The organism is Rhodospirillales bacterium (assembly GCA_023898765.1).
GTDB lineage: Bacteria > Pseudomonadota > Alphaproteobacteria > Micavibrionales > Micavibrionaceae.
Genome location: CP060238.1, coordinates 1129781 through 1150246, shown reverse-complemented (window position 1 = coordinate 1150246; position 20466 = coordinate 1129781). Strand labels below are relative to the sequence as shown.

Here is a 20466-nt window from a genome sequence, read left to right as displayed (position 1 = left end):
ATCCTTCTGTAACGCGGGCACAAAGCCCACCAATTTATCATTCTATGGTATTTCCGTTACCAAAAGGATAACAAAAGCTTAACAAACCAACGGCTTGGGATAACTTTTGGAAAAAATGGGAATTTGAAAAATATGGTGACCGCTGAGGGATTTGAACCCTCGACCTACTGATTAAAAGTCAGTTGCTCTACCAGCTGAGCTAAGCGGTCATATGGCGAAACGCCTTAAGAACCTGAGGAACATATGAATCTAGGGGCCTCACGTCAAGTTTTGTTTTGCGTTGTTTCATTTACCTTGTTTGGCTTTTAGCGCCTCCAGCACGGCAGGCGTCACGCATTCGCTCATATCCCCGCCCAGCGCATGAATTTCCTTCACAAAAGAGGCCGACACAAACTGCCAGCGATCAGCCGCCATCAGGAAAATCGTCTCGATATCCGGCGCGATCCGGGCATTCATCCCCGTCATCTGGAACTCGTAATCGAAGTCAGACACCGCGCGCAGCCCCCGGAAAATGAAGGAAGCGCCGTTTTCCCGCGCAAAATGAACCAGCAGCGTGTCCACTTCCCGCACCTCGATCTCGCAATGTTTTTCCGGCAGGTTCTCGATATCCTGCCGCACCAGCGCCAGACGCTCCGCATGCGAAAAAAGCGGCTTTTTATGCGCGTTATCCGCCACGCCGACAATCAAGCGGTCCACGAGCTTGCTGGCCCGCTTGATGATATGCAGATGGCCCTTGGTGATCGGGTCAAACGTGCCGGGATAGATGCCGATGCGGGGTTTTTCACTCATAACAATCTTTTAACCGCCAGAACGCCAAGGCGCAAAGGGTTTATAGCCCGCCCGGCATTTACCGTAATGCCGGAACACTCAGTTCGTTTGCAAAAATGGCGGAAACGCTTTCCCCTGCTTTCTTTGTTTTTCAAGGGGTTAGAATTTTTCGTCATTGCGAGCGACTGAAAGGAGCGCGGCAATCCAGAAGCTTTCCAAATGGCTCTGGATTGCTTCCACCTTCGCCCTATGGGCTTCGGCGGACAGGTCGTCGCTAAAGCTCCTCGCAATGACGGGGGATGATGTTGGATATAGAAAAACATAAAATCTATTATAGGAAAAAATACCTATTTTGTAAAGGTTTTCAGTTGAAACGAGAGGACAGAGCATTCTGCGATCAGGCCGAGCATGGCCCGCTTTGTCATCCTGAGCCGAAGGCGAAGGATCTCAATGTTTCCCGGAGATTCTTCGCTGCGCTCGGAAATGACAGGATGGAACCGGCCCAAGGGATGAGCGCTTTGACCAAAGATAAAAAAACCCAGCCCCCTGAAGCGTCATTCCCGCGCAGGCGAGAATCCGGCGCTGCCTATACGTCCGCTTCCTCATCCTCCTCATCTTCCTGGATAAGCCAGGCGACGGACACGACCTTTTCGTCCTTGTCCACTTTGAAGAGCGTGACGCCCTGCGCACCGCGCCCCGTGAAGCGGACATTAGAGACGGGAATACGGATAAGCTGGCCCTGATCGGACGTCAGCATCAACTGGTGCGCATCCGTCACGGGGAAAGTGGCCACGATCTCGCCGCCGTTTTTCCTGGTCAGGCCCATATTGGTGACCCCCTGCCCGCCGCGACCGGAAATCCGGTACTCGTAAGAAGAGGTCCGCTTTCCAAAGCCGCCGCTGGAGGCGGTCAACAGAAATTGTTCTTTCTCCTGAAGCTCTTTGAAACGCTCTTCCGAGAGTTCCGTATCCCCGGCTTCATATTCCACGCCTTCCTCATCAGCCCCGCGCAGCGCGTTCGCCGCTTTGAGATACGCCGTGCGCTCCTCGGCCGTCGCATCCACATGCTTCAAAACGGACATGGAAATGAGTTCGTCCCCTTTCTGAACCATTTTGATACCGCGCACGCCTTTTGAGGTGCGTCCGGCAAAAACGCGAATATCCGTCACGGGGAAACGGATCGCTTTCCCTTTTTTGCTTGCCAGAAGAATATCTTCATCGGGGGCGCAAATTTTGACGGACACAAGGCTTTCCCCGTCATCCAGCTTCATCGCAATCAGGCCGTTTTTGCGGATGCTCTGGAAGTCCGTCAGCTTGTTCCGCCGGACGGAGCCGTGCGAGGTCGCAAACATGACGTCCAGTTTGTCCCAGACATCTTCATCCTCCGGCACGCGCAAATAAACGGAGACATTTTCGTCTTTTTCCAGCGGCAAAAGATTAATCAGCGCCTTCCCGCGGCTTTGCGGAGACGCCAGCGGCAATTGCCAGACCTTCAGCTTGTGGGCAATCCCGCGCGAGGTGAAAAAGATAATCGGCGTATGGGTGGAAGCGACAAAAAGGTCGGAGACGAAATCCTCGTCCTTCAGCGCGGTCCCGGTCCGCCCCTTTCCGCCGCGTTTTTGCGCCCGGTACGTATCCAGCGGCACGCGTTTGATATAGCCGCCATGCGTGATGGTCACGACCATGTCCTCGCGCTGAATCAGGGATTCGACATCCGCTTCGAACTCCGCATCCACCAGTTCGGTGCGGCGGGGAGTCCCGAATTTTTCCTTCACTTCGGCCAATTCTTCCCGCAAGACATCCAGCATCTTTTCACGGTCCGCGAGAATGGCCAGATATTCGGCGATGGAATCCGTGATGGCTTTCAGTTCCTCGCCGATTTTCTCCCGCTCCAGCCCCGTCAGGCGGTGGAGTTTGAGGTCCAGTATCGCCTTGGCCTGCGTTTCCGACATGCGGTAGGCGCCCTTGGCATCGAGCGTATGTTCCGGATCGTCAATCAGTTCAATCAGCGGCGCGACATCCCCGGCCGGCCATTTCCTGGCGAGCAAAGCTTCCTTGGCCTCCAAAGGCGTCTTGGCTTTGCGGATCAACGCAATCACTTCGTCAATATTGGCCACGGCCACGGCCAGACCGGCCAAGACATGGGCCCTCTCCCGCGCTTTTCTCAGTTCATAAACCGTGCGGCGGGTGATGACCTCTTCCCGAAACTTTACAAAAGCCGAAATAAACTCCTTCAGCACCATGATCTGCGGACGGCCGTGATCCAGCGCCACCATGTTGCAGCCAAAAGAAGTCTGCAAAAGCGTATGCTTGAAAAGCTGGTTCAGGACAACATCCGATACCGCGCCCTTTTTGAGATCGACGACAATCCGCACGCCCTCCCGGTCGGATTCGTCCCGGACGGCGGTAATATCTTCCACGATTTTTTCGCGGGCGACTTCCCCCAGACGCTCCAGCAATTTCCCTTTGTTCACCTGATAGGGAATTTCGTGGAAGACGATCGATTCACGGCCGTTTTCCTTTTCCTCGAAAGAGGATTTGGCCCGCATCGTCACGGAACCGTGCCCCGTTGTATAGGCGTTATAAGCCCCCATGCGCCCCAAAACCTGCGCGCCCGTCGGAAAGTCCGGCCCGGGAATAATCTCGATAAGATCTTCGCTCGTTATATCCGGATTGTCGATATAGGCCAGGCAGCCGTCCACCACCTCCCCCAGATTATGCGGCGGGATATTGGTGGCCATCCCCACGGCAATTCCCCCCGCCCCGTTCACCAGAAGATTGGGAATGCGCGTGGGAAGCACTTCCGGCTCCAGCGTCGTGTCGTCATAGTTTGGATGAAAATCGACCGTTTCCTTGTCAATATCCACCAGAAGAAATTCAGCGGCCTTGTCCAGACGGGATTCGGTATACCGCATGGCGGCCGGCGGATCGCCGTCCATCGAGCCGAAGTTCCCCTGACCGTCAATCAAAGGCAGGCGCAGGGAAAAATCCTGCGCCATCCTGACCAGGGAATCGTAAATCGCCTGATCGCCATGCGGGTGATATTTACCCATGACATCCCCGACAATCCTCGCCGATTTCCGGTACGCCTTGTCGGAGGTATACCCCCCTTCGCGCATGGCGTAGAAAATCCGGCGGTGAACGGGTTTCAGCCCGTCACGCGCATCCGGCAGGGCCCGGCTCACGATCACACTCATCGCGTAATCCAGATAGGATTGCTTCATTTCCGATTCAATCGTAACGGTCGGAACGCCGGGAATAATATTTTCGGAAGTGTCGGTCATACTCTGTCTCTGATTCTGCTACTGCTGCTGATAAAATCCGTCCGGCGAACTGCCTGTGCGCACACTCATCAGGGCCCCGTCCAGCATCTTGATAATGGCAGGCTCCAGCGCCTCCATATACTCGCTTGTTTTGGCGGAAACGGAACGCCCTTCCTTGGAGCTGTAGAAGTCAAGCATCGCCTGAAGCTCCTCTACCGTGTAGATTCTGGCCATAGCCTCAATCGATTCTTCTTCGAGCTGGTCGTATTTAATCACTTTGCGCATATGCGCCTTGAATTCCGCCCTTTCAGCCTCCGGCAGGCTCTCCGCGGTCATATCAAGCGCATCCTCAACCCTGGGCCGGATCGGCCAGATATCGTGCATTTTTTCCGCAAGGTTAAGACGCTGCTCAAAATCGGGATCAAGGACAGGCTTTTCCTGCGCCTGCGCCGCCTTTTCTTCTTCCGGCGCATCCTGCGCAAAAGCAGGCGCCGCCAAAACCAAAAAACCCAAAAGAATCAGAAGCTGTTTCATGTTTTCATTCCCTGTTGTCCAGACGCCCGCTTTCCCGCAGGCCGTTTCGTTTATATCTTTTTACAGACCGCCCTAAAAGGGGATATCGTCCTCAAGCTCGTCCACCGGCGCAGGAGAAGCGGCAGGCGCCGCGCCCCCCTGATTGGCCGGCACATAACCGCCTTGTGCGCTTTCCCCGAAACTGCCGCCCGAAGCCCCTTTGGAATCCAGCATAGTCAGCTCGCTGCGGAAAGGACGCAGCACGATCTCCGTCGTATATTTTTTCTGCCCGTCCTGCTCCCAGCTGCGCGTTTCAAGCTGCCCTTCGATATAGACTTTGGAGCCTTTGTGAAGATAGCTTTCCGCGACATTCACCAGCCCCTTGTTAAAAATCACCACGCGGTGCCACTCGGTTTTTTCCTTGCGCTCCCCGGTGTCTTTATCTTTCCACGTCTCGGACGTCGCCACGGACAGGTTCACCACCTTGTCCCCCGATTGCATCGTGCGCACATCAGGCTCCGCCCCCAAATTTCCAACAAGAATAACTTTGTTTACACTGCCGGCCACGTTCCAACTCCTCTCATGTGATCTGAAGCGCCACTATAGCCCGCCCCGCGCGCATTGCAAACAAACATTGGCGTTTATGAACACCGGACTTGCACAGGTTCCCGCTTTTTCGTTCCTTCCCTCATTTATTTAGCCTGAACTACGGATAACTATCATTCTATATCCGTATTTTAAATGTCATCCCGAGCGAAGTCGAGGGATCCTGAATATATCAAACGACGAAGATTCCTCGGCTTCAGGCCGCTTGCGCGGCCCTTCGCTCGGAATGACAGGACTATTCGTCTCTTCTCCATAGTCGAGGTTATTTAGAATTTTAGACAGTTTTTACCTTGGGTTTACATAATATTGTCATAATAAAGGTTAGGGCAGATCGTATTAAAAAAGGGGGCTGTACCATTTAATCAGCCCCTCAAAAAAAAAAAACGGGGCAACAAGCGTGAAATTCTTTCTGGAATTAGGTCTTTTTCTTCTCATTTTATCCCAGATCAGCCAACTGGCGCACGCCGTGGGAACAAACGGCGTTCCGGCCCCGGTTACAAATCAATCCGTTGCTCTGGCGGCAGCCCGAACGATCGGCATGGCGCCGCAGGAACAAGGATTTGTACAGCTTGCCCAGGCGCAAGCCACACAAATTCTGGAAACAGGCGAGATTGACGGCTTTATGAACGAACTGGACCGCGCGCCGCTTGCCAAAACAGTTCTGGGGCTTTGACTTTTTTTTACTGGCGTTTTGGTAAAAGAGAACATATACAGAACGTATGTTGAAAACGATTTCTGTCCGCGGGGCGCGGGAACATAACCTGAAAGACCTGAACATCGATATGCCGCGCGACAGGCTTATCGTTATTACGGGTCTGTCCGGCTCCGGCAAATCCTCGCTGGCGTTCGACACCATCTATGCCGAGGGACAGCGGCGCTATGTCGAGAGCCTGTCCGCCTATGCCCGGCAATTCCTGGAAATGATGGCCAAGCCGGATGTCGATTCCATCGAAGGGCTCTCCCCCGCCATTTCCATCGAACAAAAAACGACCTCCAAGAATCCGCGTTCCACCGTCGGAACCGTCACGGAAATTTACGATTACATGCGCCTGCTCTGGGCGCGGGTGGGCATCCCCTATTCCCCCGCCACCGGCAAGCCCATCGAAAGCCAGACGGTCAGCCAGATCGTCGACCGGATCATGGAGATGGGCACGGAAACGAAGCTCTACCTCCTCGCCCCGATCGTGCGCGGACGCAAGGGGGAATACCGGAAAGAATTCAAGGAATTACAGGCCAAAGGGTTCCAGCGCGTGAAAGTGGACGGCACGCTTTATGAAATCGAAGATATCCCGCCCCTCAACAAGAAACTCAAACACGATATCGAAGTCGTGGTAGACCGGCTGGTCATTCGGGAGGACATCACCGGACGCCTCGCCGATTCCGTCGAAACGGCCCTGAAACTGGCGGACGGATTATGTATCGCAGAAAATGCGCAGAGCGGGCAGCAGACGATCTTTTCCGAAAAATTCGCCTGCCCCGTGAGCGGATTCACCATTGCGGAAATCGAACCGCGCCTTTTTTCCTTCAACTCCCCGCACGGCGCCTGCCCCGACTGTGACGGGCTGGGCGTCAAACAGATTCTCGACCCGGCACTGGTGGTGCCGGATATCACGAAATCCATCGCGCAGGGCGCAGTCGAACCATGGTCCAAAAACTTCGCGCCCTTTTACATGCAGGCCATGGAAGCCGTTGCAAAACATTACAATTTCAAAACAACAACGCCATGGGAAAAGCTCCGGCAGGAGCACAAGGACGCGATCCTTTACGGCTCCGGCGACGAGGTCATTCCGATCACCTATCACAGCAAATCCGAAAGCACATGGAAAAGCAACAAACCGTTCGAAGGGGTTATCCCGTCTTTAGAGCGGCGTCTGATGGAAACAGACAGCCCCTCCGTGCGGGAAGATCTGGCCCGCTACCAGACCGGCTCCCCTTGCGAATCCTGCAAAAACCAGCGTTTGAAGCCGGAAGCGCTGGCCGTTAAAATCGACGGGAAACATATCGGCGAGGCCGCCGACATGTCGATTGAAGAGGCTTATGCGTGGTTTCAATCACTTTGTCATCCCGACCAAGCGAAGCGCATGGAGGGATCTTCACAAAGTGCCGGCAAAAAAGATCCCTCGACTACGCTCGGGATGACAAGCAAGGGAAAATTAACAAAACAGCAGTTTGAAATCGGCGAGCGCATCCTCAGGGAAATCAACGAACGCCTGACCTTCCTGATGAATGTCGGGCTGGACTATCTGACCCTCGCGCGCGCGTCGGCAAGCCTGTCCGGCGGAGAAAGCCAGCGCATCCGTCTGGCCTCGCAGATCGGCTCCGGCCTGACGGGCGTTTTGTATGTGCTGGACGAGCCCTCCATCGGCCTGCACCAGCGCGACAACAACCGCCTGCTGGAAACCCTCAAGCGTCTGCGCGACCTGGGCAATACCGTTTTGGTGGTGGAGCACGACGAAGACGCCATCCGCTCCGCCGATCACCTCATCGATATGGGCCCCGGCGCGGGCGTGCATGGCGGCGAAATCGTCGCCGAAGGAACGCCGCAGGAGGTCATCAAGTCAAAAGAAAGCCTGACCGCCCAATATCTCAGCGGCAGGAAAACCATCCCCCTCCCCGCCAAACGCCGCAAGGGAAAGAAGGGGCAGCGCCTTACACTGAGCGGCGCAAGCGGCAACAATCTCCAAAACGTCACCGGGGAGATTCCGCTGGGCACCTTCACCTGCATCACAGGCGTCTCCGGCAGCGGAAAATCCACCTTTACGATCGATACGCTTTACAGGGCCGTGAGTCAGAAACTCATGAAAAGCCGCGAAGCCCCCTTGCCGTTCAAAGAGATCCGGGGGCTCGAATTCCTGGACAAGGTGATCGATATCGACCAGTCCCCCATCGGCCGCACGCCGCGCTCCAACCCGGCCACCTATACGGGCGCCTTCACCCCCATCCGGGAATGGTTTGCGGGCCTGCCGGAATCCAAGGCCCGGGGGTACGGCCCCGGACGCTTCTCCTTCAACGTCAAGGGCGGGCGCTGCGAATCCTGCAAAGGCGACGGGCTCATCAAGATCGAAATGCATTTCCTGCCCGACATTTATGTGACATGCGAAACCTGCAAGGGCAAACGCTACAACCGCGAAACGCTGGAAGTTAAATATAAAAACAAAACGATAGCCGATATTCTTGACATGACAGTCGAAGACGCCGCCGCATTTTTCAAGGCCGTCCCGTCCATACGCGACAAGATGGAAACCCTTAAAGACGTGGGCCTGACCTACATCAAAGTGGGGCAACCCGCCACGACCCTCTCCGGCGGGGAAGCCCAGCGCGTAAAACTCTCCAAAGAACTCAGCAAAAGATCCACCGGCAAGACGTTGTATATACTGGACGAACCGACGACGGGCCTGCATTTCGAAGATGTGCGCAAACTCCTTGAAGTGCTGCACAAGCTGGTGGACCAGGGCAATAGCATCATCGTGATCGAACATAATCTGGAGGTGATTAAAACCGCCGACCATATCCTTGATATCGGCCCCGAAGGCGGGCATAAAGGCGGAAAAATCATCGCCTCCGGCACCCCGGAAGATATCGCCGCCACAAAGGAAAGCTATACGGGCCGGTTTCTTGCCCCTATCCTGAAGACAGCACCGGCCCGCAAACGCGCCTGACGCGCCGCCCTTTAATATAAGAACCTGATATACAAACCGCCGTCCCTGTCTTTGTCATGCCGGTTTTTGTGAAAATGCGTGTTTTGGTAACGGGAACGGTGCTTATACCGGTCATGCGGTTTTTCCCGGTAAAAGACGCGCCGGGGATAATAGCGCGGATTCACGTAAACGACTTCTTTTTCGATCACCGTCTGAATCCGCTGCGGCGCGGGGGAAAAAACCGGCTGCTGATATTCATTCCGGATTTCCCACGAACCGTCGGGCTGCAGGCAGGCCGTGCCGTATCCCTCTTCCGTCCGGTTTCCAATGGTAATTGTCCGCACATATTCGCGGCAATATTCATCCTTTTTTCCGGCCGCTTCCGCCTCACCGGAAAAACCGGTCACGACAAGCACGGCCAAAGAGGCTGTCAAAAAGACAAAACGTTTCCATACAAAAGGCATAGTCATTTTTCTTCTTTCTCTTGTTTCAATCCCCCCTGATACGGTTCTAAATCCAAAACCCTTTGTTTTTTTCAAACATAAATTAAAAACGTAAAAAAGACCGGCGTAACCTTCCCCCTGTTCTTTGCGAATGAATCCCCATATACTGGTGTGGATTTTTACCCCTTGATCTTCGGAGAGATAAAATGAAATTCGAAAAAAATGTCGGAAAAATGGAGCGCCTCGCCCGCTTCGGCCTTGCCCTTGTCCTCGGCGGACTTTACGCCATGGGAATGATCGAGGGCACGGCAGGCGTCATTGCCCTGATCGTGGCCATTGTCATGCTGGCGACGTCGCTCCTGTCTTTTTGCCCGCTTTATACCCTCATCGGCAAAAGCCCTTGCGGCACCGGATGCTGCGGCCATTGCAAATCCGAAGACGCGCCTGAAAAAGCGGACGAAAAAAAAGAAGAGTAAGACCGGACCAAATCAGGTCAAATCAAGACAAATATCCTGCACACGGAAAGATACCGGTGCGCCCAGAAGCTGGGTCTGTCCCCGTCCGCCTATGCTGCTTCGCAGCTACGGCGTGACATCCGCTTCTCTAACGCTTCGCCGCGATAAATCACGTCGTAGCGTAAGCGAAGACGGATGGTGCGGGTGGCCGGAGTCGAACCGGCACGTCCTTGCGGACACCAGATTTTGAGTCTGGCGCGTCTACCAATTTCACCACACCCGCATATTTCGTGTCCGGTAACTGGAGACGTTTATCAGTAATGAGTTGTCAGCAAAAACTCAAGAGGGTAAAAGCCTTTTATGACACCGCGCCTCCTTTCACAGCTTTTAAACGATTTAAAAGCCGGAATTTCCAGCGAAACCGTCTCTGTCGGAGAGGTTTTGGAAGCCTTTCACGAACGGGGGCTCGGCTTTTTTGTCTTTCTGGTCGCCCTGCCTGCGGCGTTGCCTTTACCGGCGCTGGGCATCAACACGCTGATTGCCGTGCCCCTTTTGCTCCTGACGCTGCAGCAGGCCTTTGGCTCCCATACCGTCTGGCTGCCCGAGAGCCTCAAGAAAAAAACCGTCCGCCGCGAAACCCTCGAGAACATGATCGACGCCGCCCTGCCGTGGGTCCTGCGCCTGGAGATTTTTATCCAGCCCCGCATGGGATGGCTCACACAAAACGGCGCCTCCAGACTCATCGGATTTATAAATTTTATCATGGCGCTGGCCGTTTGCATTCCCATCCCCCTGACCAATACGGTGCCCAGCATGGGAATCGCCCTGATGTCCATCGGCATTTTAATGCGCGACGGGCTGTCCGTTCTGGCCGGCGCATTCATCGGCATAGCGTGGATCGCGCTTCTGGCAAGCGTTTTCATCTTCCTTGGACTGGAAGGGGCTGATCTGGTAAAAGACTTTATCAAATCGTTTTTTTAAATCTCTTTTAAAGCCGGAGCGCGTTTAACATGATTAAAAATATTTTCCTCAATGCGCAGCTCATGACTTTCGGACTGGCCGCGATTTCGGCCTTCGCCCTCAGCATGGCCTTTACGGCGCAATATATTTTCGGGCTGGAGCCCTGCATCCTGTGCCTGTATCAGCGCATCCCCTACGCGCTTGTCATTGCGCTGGGCCTGACCGGGTTCCTCACAGCTCCAAAATGCAAACTGGGCGCCGCCTTTTTTATAATCCTCTCCGGCTTTGTCTTTCTGGCCAATAGCGCGCTGGCCTTTTATCATTCCGGGATCGAGCAGCACTGGTGGCGCTCCCACCTGGAAGGTTGCGCCGTGCCGGAACTCGAGGGCAGCATCACCGACGTCCTGGCCACAATCGAAGCCCGGACGGAAGCCGTCCGCTGCGACGAGCCCTCCTGGCTCGACCCGGTTTTTGGCCTGTCCATGGCAAATTACAATGCCGCTTTCTGCTTCGGACTGTTTGCGCTCTGCCTGCTGTCGGGCACGGCCATCTGGCGCAAAGCCAAAGCCGACCGCGCCGCGAAAAAAGCCTGCGGTGTTTAGGCTTTAAGCCGCCTCCGACTCTTCGCCCTGCCAGCACCACTGCCGGGCCTGCGCCTCCTCGCCCAGCGTGAAGAATTTCGTTTCATCGCCGCGGAAGAGGTCATAGAACTTTCCGAACCATTCCACCCATTTCTGATCGTCGCGGCCAATGATCGCCAGACGGCCGAAATCGTTGAAATGCTTCATGCCAGCGAAAAAATCGTCCCACACGGCGCGCCATTCCCAGCCGTCCCAGCCGCTGAGATCAATTACACAATCCAGCTTGCCATGACCTTCCATGCGCGATTCCATTTCGGGAATAAGAGCCTGGTAATCCTGATGGGTCAGGACCCCCTCGGCGACAATATACAGGTTTTTACCCCTGGACTCGGGTTGTATCGTAAACATGAGAAACCTCCATTCTGTAAGGATTGGACGCCGCCATTTTACGCCTCAAGGAGGAGAGAATCTAGAGGGAAAGCTTTGAAGCCCTGTTCTGACGTAAAAGCTGTTCAGACGAGGCCCAGACTTTCTTGAATTCGTTCAGGTCCAGCGGCGTTTCAAAACCTTCATCCATTGGGACGAACTGGTGGACCGGATACCGCTTATTGGCAAGATGAAATTCCCCCGGCTTGCCGGACGCATCCTGAACCAGATAAAATTTAAGCGGATTTAAAAAATATTTCCGCTTATCTCCGGGTTCCGAAGATCTGGCACGGATGGGGCTTATGCCGCATCTGGAAAAAGACTCCAGAATACCCTCAAGACTTCCGACAAGGCTTCTTGTAAAAGAGAAAGCCTCTCCGCGAACGTTCTCGCTCCCCGGCTCTAAAAAAATACAATCGTAAGCCCCCGCGGAAGTTACGTTGGAAGTGCCGTCTGCATATAAGGATACGATGTATCCCCTGTCCTTATACCACTCGTCCGAAGACTCCTTATCAAACTCTTTTTTACTCATACCTAAACCCCCATCAAGGCCAGAAAACCGCTGACCCCCATGAACAGGCAGCCGTAGAACAGGTAAAAACCAATAGATTCTTTCAGGCTTCTTTGCTTTTCAAAGTTGAAAAGGTCCTTGAACATGTCGCGCTCCTGCGTTTTTAAACAATATTATTGAAAACAGCTTGTTAAAGGGGGACGCGCAGGAAGTCAAGTATTTTACAAAAAACATTGAATCCTCAAGGTATATTTGCGATAAAAATGGTGTTTTACAATACCGGGCAGAAGAAAATTCATGATAAAAACCCTCGCCGTTACCTTCTCTCACACGACAAAAGAACAGGCGGAGAAAATAGCCGACGGAATAGCCGAATCCGCCCTTGTCCGGCAATTTAACGACGATTTTTCCATGATACGCTCCGCCGACACAACGGGGATACGCCTGCAAATCGGGAGCGATCACGCTCAGGAGCTGGAAAACAACATAAGGGAACTTGCCCGAAGATCGGGGTGCGAAGGAGACCCTGTTTTTGTTTTGTACTCTTGCCAACCTTTTTAAAAATGCAAAAAGCCCGCTGCGAGAGCGGGCTTTTCGTAAAAATTATTTTAAAACCTTACTTTTTCAGCGTGGTCAAAAGCGCAACCGGAACAAGACCGATCATCACGCTTGTGGTGTAAGCAAGGTAGATGCCCACAGCCGCCACGAGGACAGCGAAAATGTCGCTCGTCATTTTTCTGGAGCTCAGAATAAGGCCGGAGAGCATCAAAACGAAGATCGAACCGATCAGCGTGTGGATTTCACCCCCGCCGAAGAAGGTTCCAACCCCGTCGACGACGCCAACCATTCCGAGGAAATGAACCATCGTGGTTGAAAGCCCGACAAGCAGGACCAGTGAAAGAATGTAAAACCATACAGCTTCCATCGTAGTCCGGTGTGTACCGACATCTAGTATTTTCCCAAACATAGCAATCTCCTTTCGTTTGCGTTTTCGGGTTTATTACTGAACAGCGGCTTCCTCCTCGTGATCGAGTTCGCTGTCCCAGTAAAGAAAATCCCCCCAGCTTTCATGCAGAAAATTTGGAGGGAATTTTCGTCCGTTTCGCTGAAGATCGAACATCGACGGCCTCACAGGCTCCGCCTTCAGGCGCATACCGCATTCATGGAGCAGTTTATGCCCCTTGCACGTATTGCAACTCCGGCAGGCCGCGACGATATTCGTCCAGCTTGTCTTCCCGCCACGCGATTTCGGCACCACGTGGTCAAATGTCAATTCATGCGTTTTCTGGTCCGCGCCGCAATACTGGCACTGCCACCCGTCCCGCAAAAACACGTTAAACCTTGTAAAAGCCGGCTTCTCGACCGCCGGCACAAATTCCTTCAACACCAGAACGCTGGGCAGTTTAAACGCCGTGCCCGGTGAATGCACTTCGCGTTCATATTCGGACAAAACGGTCACCGTCTCACGGAACACTGCCTTGACCGCATCCTGCCATGACCATAAGGAAAGGGGGAAATAGCTTAAGGGGCGATAATCGGCATTCAGAACCAGAGCCGGACATTGCTCCAATGACTGCATACTCTCCATTCAACCTCCTCGTTCCTACCCTTATTATACCGCAGAAACCAAGGCTCACAAAGGGTTATAGAGCGTTTTATGTGGCAGCGCACAACTTTAACTTTTTGCCACTTGTTTTATCAGGAAAACGAATATGTTAGGAGAAAGGTTAATTTGTGCACCTGCTTTAGTAACACTGCACAAATTTTCAATTTTTACGCAAAAAGACCGGATAAAAAAGCGGCGCCGGTTTCAATGCCTGCGTTATCTATCCCGTGTTCGAGCCCTTCCGTGACGTGCCCGCTCACCTCGAAACCTTTGGAGTGAAGAATGTTTCTGGCATGGAAATAGGCCCCGACCGGCACCACCGGATCGGCATCCCCGTGAATCAGGCAAACGGGCATTTTGTTGATATGGCTTTCCCCGAGCGTCTCTTCTCCGATCAGGGCGCCGGAATACCCCAAAATGCCGGCGATCCGTTTTCTGCGGCGCGGCCCCACATAGAGGCTCATCATGGTGCCTTGGGAGAATCCGACCAGCGCCAGATCTTTGTCTTCCAGTCCGTACCGGTCCAAAAGCCCGTCCAGATAGCCGTCCAAAAGCGGCGCAGCCGTCTGCACCCCGCTTAAAATGCGTTCCGGCTCCCGGTCCTGCAAGGAAAACCACTGATACCCCACCGGCGCCATATCGCAGGGAAAAGGCGCATCCGGCGATGCGAAAACAGCGTCCGGCAAAACCGCCTCCCAGTAACGGGCCAGACCTATCAAGTCCTGCCCGTTTGCGCCCAAACCATGCAAAAGGACTATTACCTGTCTCGGCGCGCCGCCTGAAGCCGGGTTTTGCGTGTATGTTTTAAAATCCGTATCCATCACGCTCCCTCTTTACCATGAACTCACAACGCACGCACCAAGAACAAAAGGCAAAAACCGATTTTTTGACCTTGCCTTTCCGGCAGGATTAGAATAAATAATGAGAATTATTATCAACTGGAAAGCCTCTCTTCATGCTTGAAACTGTTGTCATCACCTTCCGCGAAGGGCTGGAAATGTTCCTCATCGTGGCTATTATCCTTGCTTACCTGACGAAAACGGGCCGCACAAACCTGAGAATGCCTGTTTTCTGGGGCAGCGGCGCGGCTTTCCTCATCAGCGCCACAACGGGCTGGCATATCGCGGAACTGGCGCAGGACCCCGTCATGGAGGGAATGCTGGCCATTATTGCAGGGGTTCTGGTCGCGTCTTTGACCTACATGATGATGCGGGCATCCGGAAACATTAAGAAACAAATTACAGACAGGATCGAGCAAAGCGCCTCCAGATCCGGCATCGCCCCGATGGTCGGGATTTTCTTTTTCACCGCATTGATGATTACCCGCGAGGGCATGGAAACCGCCATGATGCTCGGCTCGATGACAGGCACGATGGCCGGAAGCGACATGCTTGTCGGGGCCATAGCCGGATTCGCTTCCGTCGGCCTGATCGGATGGCTGTGGATTTTGCAAAGCGATAAAATAAACCTGCGCCTGTTTATGCAGGTCACAGGAGTCTTTTTGATCCTGTTTTGCGTCCATCTCTTCGCCTACGGCTTTCATGAACTGACCGAAGCGGGCGTCGTTCCTTTTATTGACAATTTCTACTGGCATGTCCTGACGGAACCGCTGGAACCGGGAGAGCCGCTTGGAAACGCGATCACAATTGCCTTGCTTGCCGTGCCCTGCCTGTGGTTACTGGTTGGCTATGTCAAGGACAGAATATTCGCAAAAGAAGCACTGGGCGCGGCGGAATAAAACCGCCGGCCTCCTTGCCTTCCTTTTTTGCCTTTTCCTGCCCCCTTCGGCGCACGCACAGCAGGCGCGACATGAAACGCTTCAGGAAAAATACGCAGCCCGCGCGCAAAATGTAGAAGATAAAAACTACGTAAGCTTTTCCTTTGAAAACGATTCCATCGGCACCGGCACCGACCGCTTTTACAGCAGCGGCGAGCGCCTGAGCTGGTTCAACGTCAACACCCCCGTCCCGCCCGTGATAGACAGACTGGCGGATATTATCCCCACCTTTGACCTGAACGAGACAACCAGCACTCTTTTTACACTGGGACAAAACATCTACACGCCGGAAGATATCAGGATCGCCGCGCCGCAAAATAACGACCATCCATGGGCCGCCTGGCTTTACGGCTCTGTCGGGCTTGCCACGGTAACGGATAACCATATCGATGAACTGGAAGTCACGCTCGGCCTTGTCGGCCCCGAAGCGATGGGAGAGCAAACGCAGAAATTCATCCACCGGCATGTCACAAACTCCGCGATCCCCAAAGGATGGGCCCATCAGCTCGACTTTGAACCCGGCCTTATCCTGTCCTGGGCGCGGCGCTGGCCGCAGGCCCTCGCCTACGAACAAAACAATCTGAGACTGGCCCTTGAGCCGAATATCAACCTGTCCCTCGGCAATATCTACACCTATGCCGGCAGCGGCGTAACGCTCACCCTCGGGCCGCACCAGAACGCGCTGCAGGACAGGCCGCCGCGCATCCGTCCCGCCATTCCCGGTACGGGATTTTTTGACGTTCCGGACAAGGGATGGAGCTGGCACCTCTTCGCCAGCGCGGACGGACGGGCCATCGCCCGGAATATTTTTCTGGACGGAAACAGTTTCAGCGACGGCCCCGGTGTCAGCAAAAAACATCTGGTCGCAGACGCCAGCGCTGGCATCGCCCTTACCTTCGGCGATTACCGTCTGTCTTACGCCCTGAATTTCCGGTCAAAAGAATTCGACGGGCAGGACGATGAAAGCGTTTTTGGCTCCCTGACCCTGACAACACGGTTCTAGATTCTTCGCTTCGCTCAGAATGACAAGAATGATAGAATGTCGCAAAAGGAGACATTCCTTTAGTCACACGAATTTATTTTCCTACAAGGCGCAAGGAACGAAGCGTAGGAGAATCTACGTGAGTGACGCAGCAACGCAGTAGGAAGATAAATTAGAAAGACTAAACATGGACTACGATATTTTGCACATTAACGGCAAGCCGCATGTTCTTGTTCCCATCCATGATTTTACGGCGCTCAAAAACGGCGCAGGGCAAGAGAGCCTGCCGGAAGAAATTTTGGAACAACTCGCCCTGAAACAAAGCAGCCCCATCAAAATCCTGCGTAAATATCGCGGCTTCACACAGGGCACCCTGGCGCAGGCCGCCGGGCTGTCCCGCCCCTACCTCACCGAGATCGAAACAGGCCGCAAGGATGGCTCTGTCCGCGCCCTCAAAGCCATCGCGCAGGCGCTGGATGTGGCGTTAGAAGCCTTAGCGCCGTAAGCTGCCCATCACGCCGCGGACAATTTCACGGGCAATAGTGCGGCCGATCGAGGAACTGACGGAGCGGACAAGGGATTTAATCGCCGCCTCGCCCACGCCCTGACGATTGGATCTGCGGGGTGCGGTTTTTGATTTTTCGACGGCTTCCTGTGCCTTCTCTGCCTGCCGGGCGGCGGCCTCCGCTTTCTTTTGCAGAATTTCATAGGCGCTTTCACGGTCCTGAACCGTGTCGTACTTCCCGCCAATCCCGTCCGCCATTGAGGCCATACGCCGGGCCTCGGCGCTTGCCGTGCCCAAACGGGACATCGGCGGGCGGATCAGGGTCCGCTGCACGATGGAAGGCTTTCCCTTTTCTTCCAGCGTAGACACCAGCGCCTCCCCGACGCCCAGTTCCGTTATCACCTCCGCCACATCGAAGGCCGGATTTTCGCGGTAGGTCTGCGCCGCGACCTTGATGAATTTCTGCTGCTGGGGCGTAAAGGCGCGCAGGCCGTGCTGCACACGGTTTCCAAGCTGTCCCAGAACGCTTTCAGGAATGTCCTGCGGATTCTGGGTGACAAAATACACCCCCACCCCTTTGGAGCGGATCAGGCGCACCACCTGCTCCACTTTTTCGAGCAGCGCCTTGGGCGCGTCATCGAAAAGCAGATGCGCTTCGTCAAAAAAGAAAACGAGTTTCGGCCTGTCAGAATCCCCGGCCTCGGGCAACTCTTCAAACAGCTCGGCGAGCAGCCAAAGCAGAAACGTCGCGTAAAGACGCGGCGATTGCATCAGTTCATCCGCCGCCAGAATATTGATATAGCCCTTCCCGTCCATATCGGTGCGCATAAAATCCTTGAGATCCAGCGCCGGCTCCCCGAAGAATTTGTCCGCCCCCTGATCCTCCAGCCGCAGCAGGGCCCGCTGAATCGCAGCGACAGAGGGTTTCGACACCTGCCCGTATTCCTTGGAAATTTCGGACGCATTTTCATACAGCGCCGTGAGGAGCGCCTGTAAATCTTTCAGATCCAGCAAAAGCATGCCTTCTTCATCGGCATGCCGGAACGCGATATTGAGAACGCCTTCCTGCGTATCGTTCAGCTCCAGCATCCGCGCCAGAAGCACCGGCCCGATTTCAGAAATCGTCGTGCGGACGGCGTGACCCTGCCGGGCAAACAAATCCCAGAACACAACCGGGAAAGCCTGTTTTTTGTAATCTTCAAGGCCGATGACTTCCGCCCGTTTGACCAGAAAATCCTGCATCTCGCCGGGCATGCAGATGCCGGACAAATCGCCCTTCACATCCGCCATAAAGACAGGCACGCCCGCGTTGGAAAAACCTTCGGCCAGATTTTGCAGCGTGACGGTTTTTCCCGTCCCCGTCGCCCCGGCGATCAGCCCGTGCCGGTTGGCCCATTTCAGGGCAAAATACTGCCTGTTTTGCGGATGGTCCGTTTCGGACCCGAGATAAATGGCTTCTGCTGTATCACTCATAAGAGACTAAAAAGCATAATCGCAATCGTGCTGCAAGGCCGGAATGGCCGTGCGGGCCTTTTGAACGGCGGTAATGTCAAGCTCGGCGGTAATAAAACCCGTCTCTTCACCGGCCTGCGCCAGCACCTCCCCCCACGGGCCGACAATCATAGAATGGCCGTACGTCCTGCCTCCGCCCTCATACTCCCCCGTCTGCGCCGCCGCCAGAACGAAGCTGCCGGTTTCGATGGCGCGGGCCCGCTGCAGGATTTCCCAGTGCGCCCTGCCGGTCGGAACGGTAAAGGCCGCAGGGGTTGCCAAAAGAACCGCCCCCGCTTTGGCCAGATCGGCGTAGAGACGCGGAAAACGCAAATCGTAACAAATGCTTAAGCCCAGACCGCCCCAGGGCGTCCCGGCCACAACGGCCTTGTCTCCGGGCCTGACGGTTTCGCTCTCCCGGTGGCTTTCCCCGGTAGGCAAATCCACGTCGAACATGTGGATTTTATCATAAGCGGCCACAAGCTCTCCTGCGGCAGAAAACAGGAGTGAACGGTTCGCCACCTGTTTTTCCGAGATTTTGACCGCAATCGACCCCACCAGAATCCACACCCCCAGTTCCTTCGCCAGCGCCGCGAAAAACGGCAGGGCCGGATGTGTCTCTTCGGGCTGCGCCGAGGCCAGCTTTTTCTCGCCGGAAGCGCGGATATGGCAGGTGTTTTCGGGCGTCACGATAAGCTGCGCGCCCTCTGCGGCCGCCGCACGGACAAACGCCCCCGCCGCCTTCAGGTTCTCTTCAATCACCGGCCCGCTATTCATCTGCACGCAGGCCGCTTTGAGGATATTGCTCATCTTTCCCTTCCTTCCACCACAACATCCCGGCCTTCGCCGGGATGTTTTAAAGATGCTCCAAGAGACGCCTGAATGTTATAGGAACCTAAGAGGCCAACAACAACTCCAGCTCTCCCTTGCTGTCCAGATCGTGCAAATCGTCACAGCCGCCTATATGCCGCCCGTCGATAAAAATCTGGGGCACGCTTTTGAGGCCGTTCGTGCGCTCGAGCATCTCCACAATCACCTTCGGATTTGTGGAAATATTATATTCGGTATAGTCCGCCCCTTTCGCCTCCAGCAAAGACTTCGCCCGGACGCAATAGGGGCATGTGTTGCTTGAATAGACTTCGACTTTGGCCATGATATTCCTCCCGGTAAAACCTGTTTCGGCACACTATAGACAACGCGGCCGCCTTAATCCAGCCTTCTGGGCCGCACCACGCGGGCCAGCGTCAAAACATCCACCTGCCCGGCGCCCCCGTCCAAAAGCGTTCCGGCGCATTCGGAAACCGTCGAGCCGGTCGTATAGACGTCATCCACCAGAAGAATATGCTTGCCCGCAATCCTTCCCGCATGGCGCGGATGCAGACGAAAAGCGTTCCGCACATTCTTCTGCCTTTCCACGGGCTTCATATGGCCTTGTACCGGCGTGGCCCGCACACGCTGCAACATATCGGGAACGCAGGGCACGCCCGCGGCCCTTCCCAAAGCCTGCGCCATCAGGGCCGCCTGATTGTAACGCCGCCGGAGCAGCCGCCAGCGATGCAGCGGCACAGGCACCAATATCTCCGCCCCCGCCAGCAAATCCGCCCCTGCCCGCCTGAGCCACGGCACAAAACTCACAACATTTTGCATCTGGTCCCCATGCTTGAACCCAAGGATCAAATCCCGCGACGCCTCATCATAAACAAGCGCACTGCGGCCCCTGCCGTAAACAGGCGGCGTTTTCAGGCAGGCCGCGCATCTGGCCCCGGCGCTTTCAATTGAAAATTCCAAAGGCAGGCCGCAGGCGCTGCACACCGGATCGGAAATGAATTGCAGCCTAGCCCAGCTTTCCGGGGCAAGCATGCCCTGCGCGTCCACAATCTCCCCGCTCAAAGGGCAGCGTGGCGGCAAAGCGGCGTTAAGTATGTTCCCCCATAGCGACATC

Annotated in this window: 23 protein-coding genes and 2 tRNA genes; 9 read left to right on the top strand and 16 right to left on the bottom strand. The window is 54.8% G+C overall.

Translation table 11 applies throughout. The features are described 5' to 3' along the window. Nucleotides 1-133: 133 nt before the first annotated feature. The 5 genes from H6853_05615 to ssb form a co-directional block, all read right to left on the bottom strand. A tRNA-Lys gene (locus H6853_05615) sits at nt 134-209 on the bottom strand. Nucleotides 210-285: 76 nt separating this feature from the next. Next, nucleotides 286-789: a pantetheine-phosphate adenylyltransferase gene (gene coaD / locus H6853_05610; protein USO03025.1), complete on the bottom strand. Its 504-nt coding sequence runs from the start codon at nt 787-789 to the stop codon at nt 286-288. Between the two features lie 565 nt (nt 790-1354). Beyond that, nucleotides 1355-4051 (bottom strand): DNA gyrase subunit A, encoded by a 2697-nt coding sequence (gene gyrA / locus H6853_05605; protein USO03024.1) that lies wholly within the window; start codon nt 4049-4051, stop codon nt 1355-1357. A gap of 18 nt (nt 4052-4069) precedes the next feature. Then, on the bottom strand, nt 4070-4564 hold the full coding sequence (locus H6853_05600) for a DUF2059 domain-containing protein (GenBank protein USO03023.1): 495 nt from the start codon (nt 4562-4564) through the stop codon (nt 4070-4072). 72 nt (nt 4565-4636) lie between these two features. Next, entirely contained in the window at nt 4637-5110 is a 474-nt protein-coding gene (ssb, locus tag H6853_05595; protein ID USO03022.1) for a single-stranded DNA-binding protein, read from the bottom strand. Between the two features lie 436 nt (nt 5111-5546). Between ssb and H6853_05590 the strand changes: the two genes are divergently transcribed. Together H6853_05590 and uvrA are read left to right on the top strand one after the other, a co-directional pair. After that, the gene (locus H6853_05590; GenBank protein USO03021.1) at nt 5547-5822 is read left to right on the top strand and encodes a hypothetical protein; all 276 of its coding nucleotides are present in this window, start codon (nt 5547-5549) and stop codon (nt 5820-5822) included. Nucleotides 5823-5868: 46 nt separating this feature from the next. Beyond that, on the top strand, nt 5869-8808 hold the full coding sequence (gene uvrA / locus H6853_05585; GenBank protein USO03020.1) for an excinuclease ABC subunit UvrA: 2940 nt from the start codon (nt 5869-5871) through the stop codon (nt 8806-8808). Nucleotides 8809-8819: 11 nt separating this feature from the next. Here the strand turns inward: uvrA and H6853_05580 are convergent, their stop codons facing one another. After that, a complete protein-coding gene (locus H6853_05580) occupies nt 8820-9251 on the bottom strand; it encodes a hypothetical protein (protein USO03019.1) in 432 nt (143 codons plus the stop codon). Nucleotides 9252-9436: 185 nt separating this feature from the next. Between H6853_05580 and H6853_05575 the strand changes: the two genes are divergently transcribed. After that, complete coding sequence (locus H6853_05575; GenBank protein ID USO03018.1) at nt 9437-9706, top strand: DUF2892 domain-containing protein; 270 nt, start codon at nt 9437-9439, stop codon at nt 9704-9706. A 175-nt stretch (nt 9707-9881) separates the two neighbouring features. On the opposite strand, the gene H6853_05570 is transcribed toward H6853_05575, so the two are convergent. Beyond that, a tRNA-Leu gene (locus H6853_05570) sits at nt 9882-9968 on the bottom strand. A gap of 77 nt (nt 9969-10045) precedes the next feature. Between H6853_05570 and H6853_05565 the strand changes: the two genes are divergently transcribed. Together H6853_05565 and H6853_05560 are read left to right on the top strand one after the other, a co-directional pair. Beyond that, nucleotides 10046-10666, top strand: coding sequence for an exopolysaccharide biosynthesis protein (locus H6853_05565; GenBank protein USO03017.1), 621 nt, complete (start codon nt 10046-10048; stop codon nt 10664-10666). 29 nt (nt 10667-10695) lie between these two features. Then, entirely contained in the window at nt 10696-11247 is a 552-nt protein-coding gene (locus H6853_05560; GenBank protein USO03016.1) for a disulfide bond formation protein B, read from the top strand. A 3-nt stretch (nt 11248-11250) separates the two neighbouring features. Here H6853_05560 and H6853_05555 read toward each other — a convergent pair whose 3' ends face one another. Further along, complete coding sequence (locus tag H6853_05555) at nt 11251-11634, bottom strand: STAS/SEC14 domain-containing protein (protein USO03015.1); 384 nt, start codon at nt 11632-11634, stop codon at nt 11251-11253. A 61-nt stretch (nt 11635-11695) separates the two neighbouring features. Next, nucleotides 11696-12184: a hypothetical protein gene (locus tag H6853_05550; GenBank protein USO03014.1), complete on the bottom strand. Its 489-nt coding sequence runs from the start codon at nt 12182-12184 to the stop codon at nt 11696-11698. Nucleotides 12185-12460: 276 nt separating this feature from the next. On the opposite strand from H6853_05550, the gene H6853_05545 reads away from it, so the two are divergent. Continuing rightward, the gene (locus H6853_05545) at nt 12461-12724 is read left to right on the top strand and encodes a hypothetical protein (GenBank protein USO03013.1); all 264 of its coding nucleotides are present in this window, start codon (nt 12461-12463) and stop codon (nt 12722-12724) included. A 55-nt stretch (nt 12725-12779) separates the two neighbouring features. On the opposite strand, the gene H6853_05540 is transcribed toward H6853_05545, so the two are convergent. The 3 genes from H6853_05540 to H6853_05530 form a co-directional block, all read right to left on the bottom strand. Further along, nucleotides 12780-13130, bottom strand: a complete 351-nt coding sequence (locus H6853_05540; GenBank protein ID USO03012.1) for a hypothetical protein — start codon at nt 13128-13130, stop codon at nt 12780-12782. 33 nt (nt 13131-13163) lie between these two features. Beyond that, on the bottom strand, nt 13164-13751 hold the full coding sequence (locus tag H6853_05535) for an HNH endonuclease (protein ID USO03011.1): 588 nt from the start codon (nt 13749-13751) through the stop codon (nt 13164-13166). A 185-nt stretch (nt 13752-13936) separates the two neighbouring features. Further along, entirely contained in the window at nt 13937-14590 is a 654-nt protein-coding gene (locus H6853_05530) for a phospholipase (protein ID USO03010.1), read from the bottom strand. Nucleotides 14591-14724: 134 nt separating this feature from the next. Here H6853_05530 and H6853_05525 point away from each other — a divergent pair, with 134 nt between their 5' ends. The 3 genes from H6853_05525 (at nt 14725) to H6853_05515 (ending at nt 17033) form a co-directional block, all read left to right on the top strand. Next, nucleotides 14725-15507, top strand: a complete 783-nt coding sequence (locus H6853_05525; protein ID USO03009.1) for an FTR1 family protein — start codon at nt 14725-14727, stop codon at nt 15505-15507. Further along, nucleotides 15458-16549 (top strand): lipid A deacylase LpxR family protein, encoded by a 1092-nt coding sequence (locus tag H6853_05520; GenBank protein ID USO03008.1) that lies wholly within the window; start codon nt 15458-15460, stop codon nt 16547-16549. The genes H6853_05525 and H6853_05520 overlap by 50 nt, the downstream gene beginning before the upstream one ends. A 166-nt stretch (nt 16550-16715) precedes the next feature. Continuing rightward, complete coding sequence (locus tag H6853_05515; protein USO03007.1) at nt 16716-17033, top strand: helix-turn-helix transcriptional regulator; 318 nt, start codon at nt 16716-16718, stop codon at nt 17031-17033. Here the strand turns inward: H6853_05515 and H6853_05510 are convergent. The 4 genes from H6853_05510 to H6853_05495 all read right to left on the bottom strand — a co-directional run bounded on the left by H6853_05510 (nt 17022) and on the right by H6853_05495 (nt 20465). After that, nucleotides 17022-18506 (bottom strand): DUF853 domain-containing protein, encoded by a 1485-nt coding sequence (locus tag H6853_05510; protein ID USO03006.1) that lies wholly within the window; start codon nt 18504-18506, stop codon nt 17022-17024. The two genes, H6853_05515 and H6853_05510, sit on opposite strands and share 12 nt — an antisense overlap. A gap of 6 nt (nt 18507-18512) precedes the next feature. Further along, entirely contained in the window at nt 18513-19334 is an 822-nt protein-coding gene (locus H6853_05505; protein ID USO03005.1) for a carbon-nitrogen hydrolase family protein, read from the bottom strand. 85 nt (nt 19335-19419) lie between these two features. Then, nucleotides 19420-19677 carry a glutaredoxin 3 gene (gene grxC / locus H6853_05500; protein ID USO03004.1) on the bottom strand — a complete coding sequence of 86 codons (258 nt, stop codon included), beginning with the start codon at nt 19675-19677 and terminating at the stop codon, nt 19420-19422. 53 nt (nt 19678-19730) lie between these two features. Continuing rightward, the gene (locus H6853_05495) at nt 19731-20465 is read right to left on the bottom strand and encodes a ComF family protein (GenBank protein USO03003.1); all 735 of its coding nucleotides are present in this window, start codon (nt 20463-20465) and stop codon (nt 19731-19733) included. Between the last annotated feature and the right edge of the window lies 1 nt (nt 20466).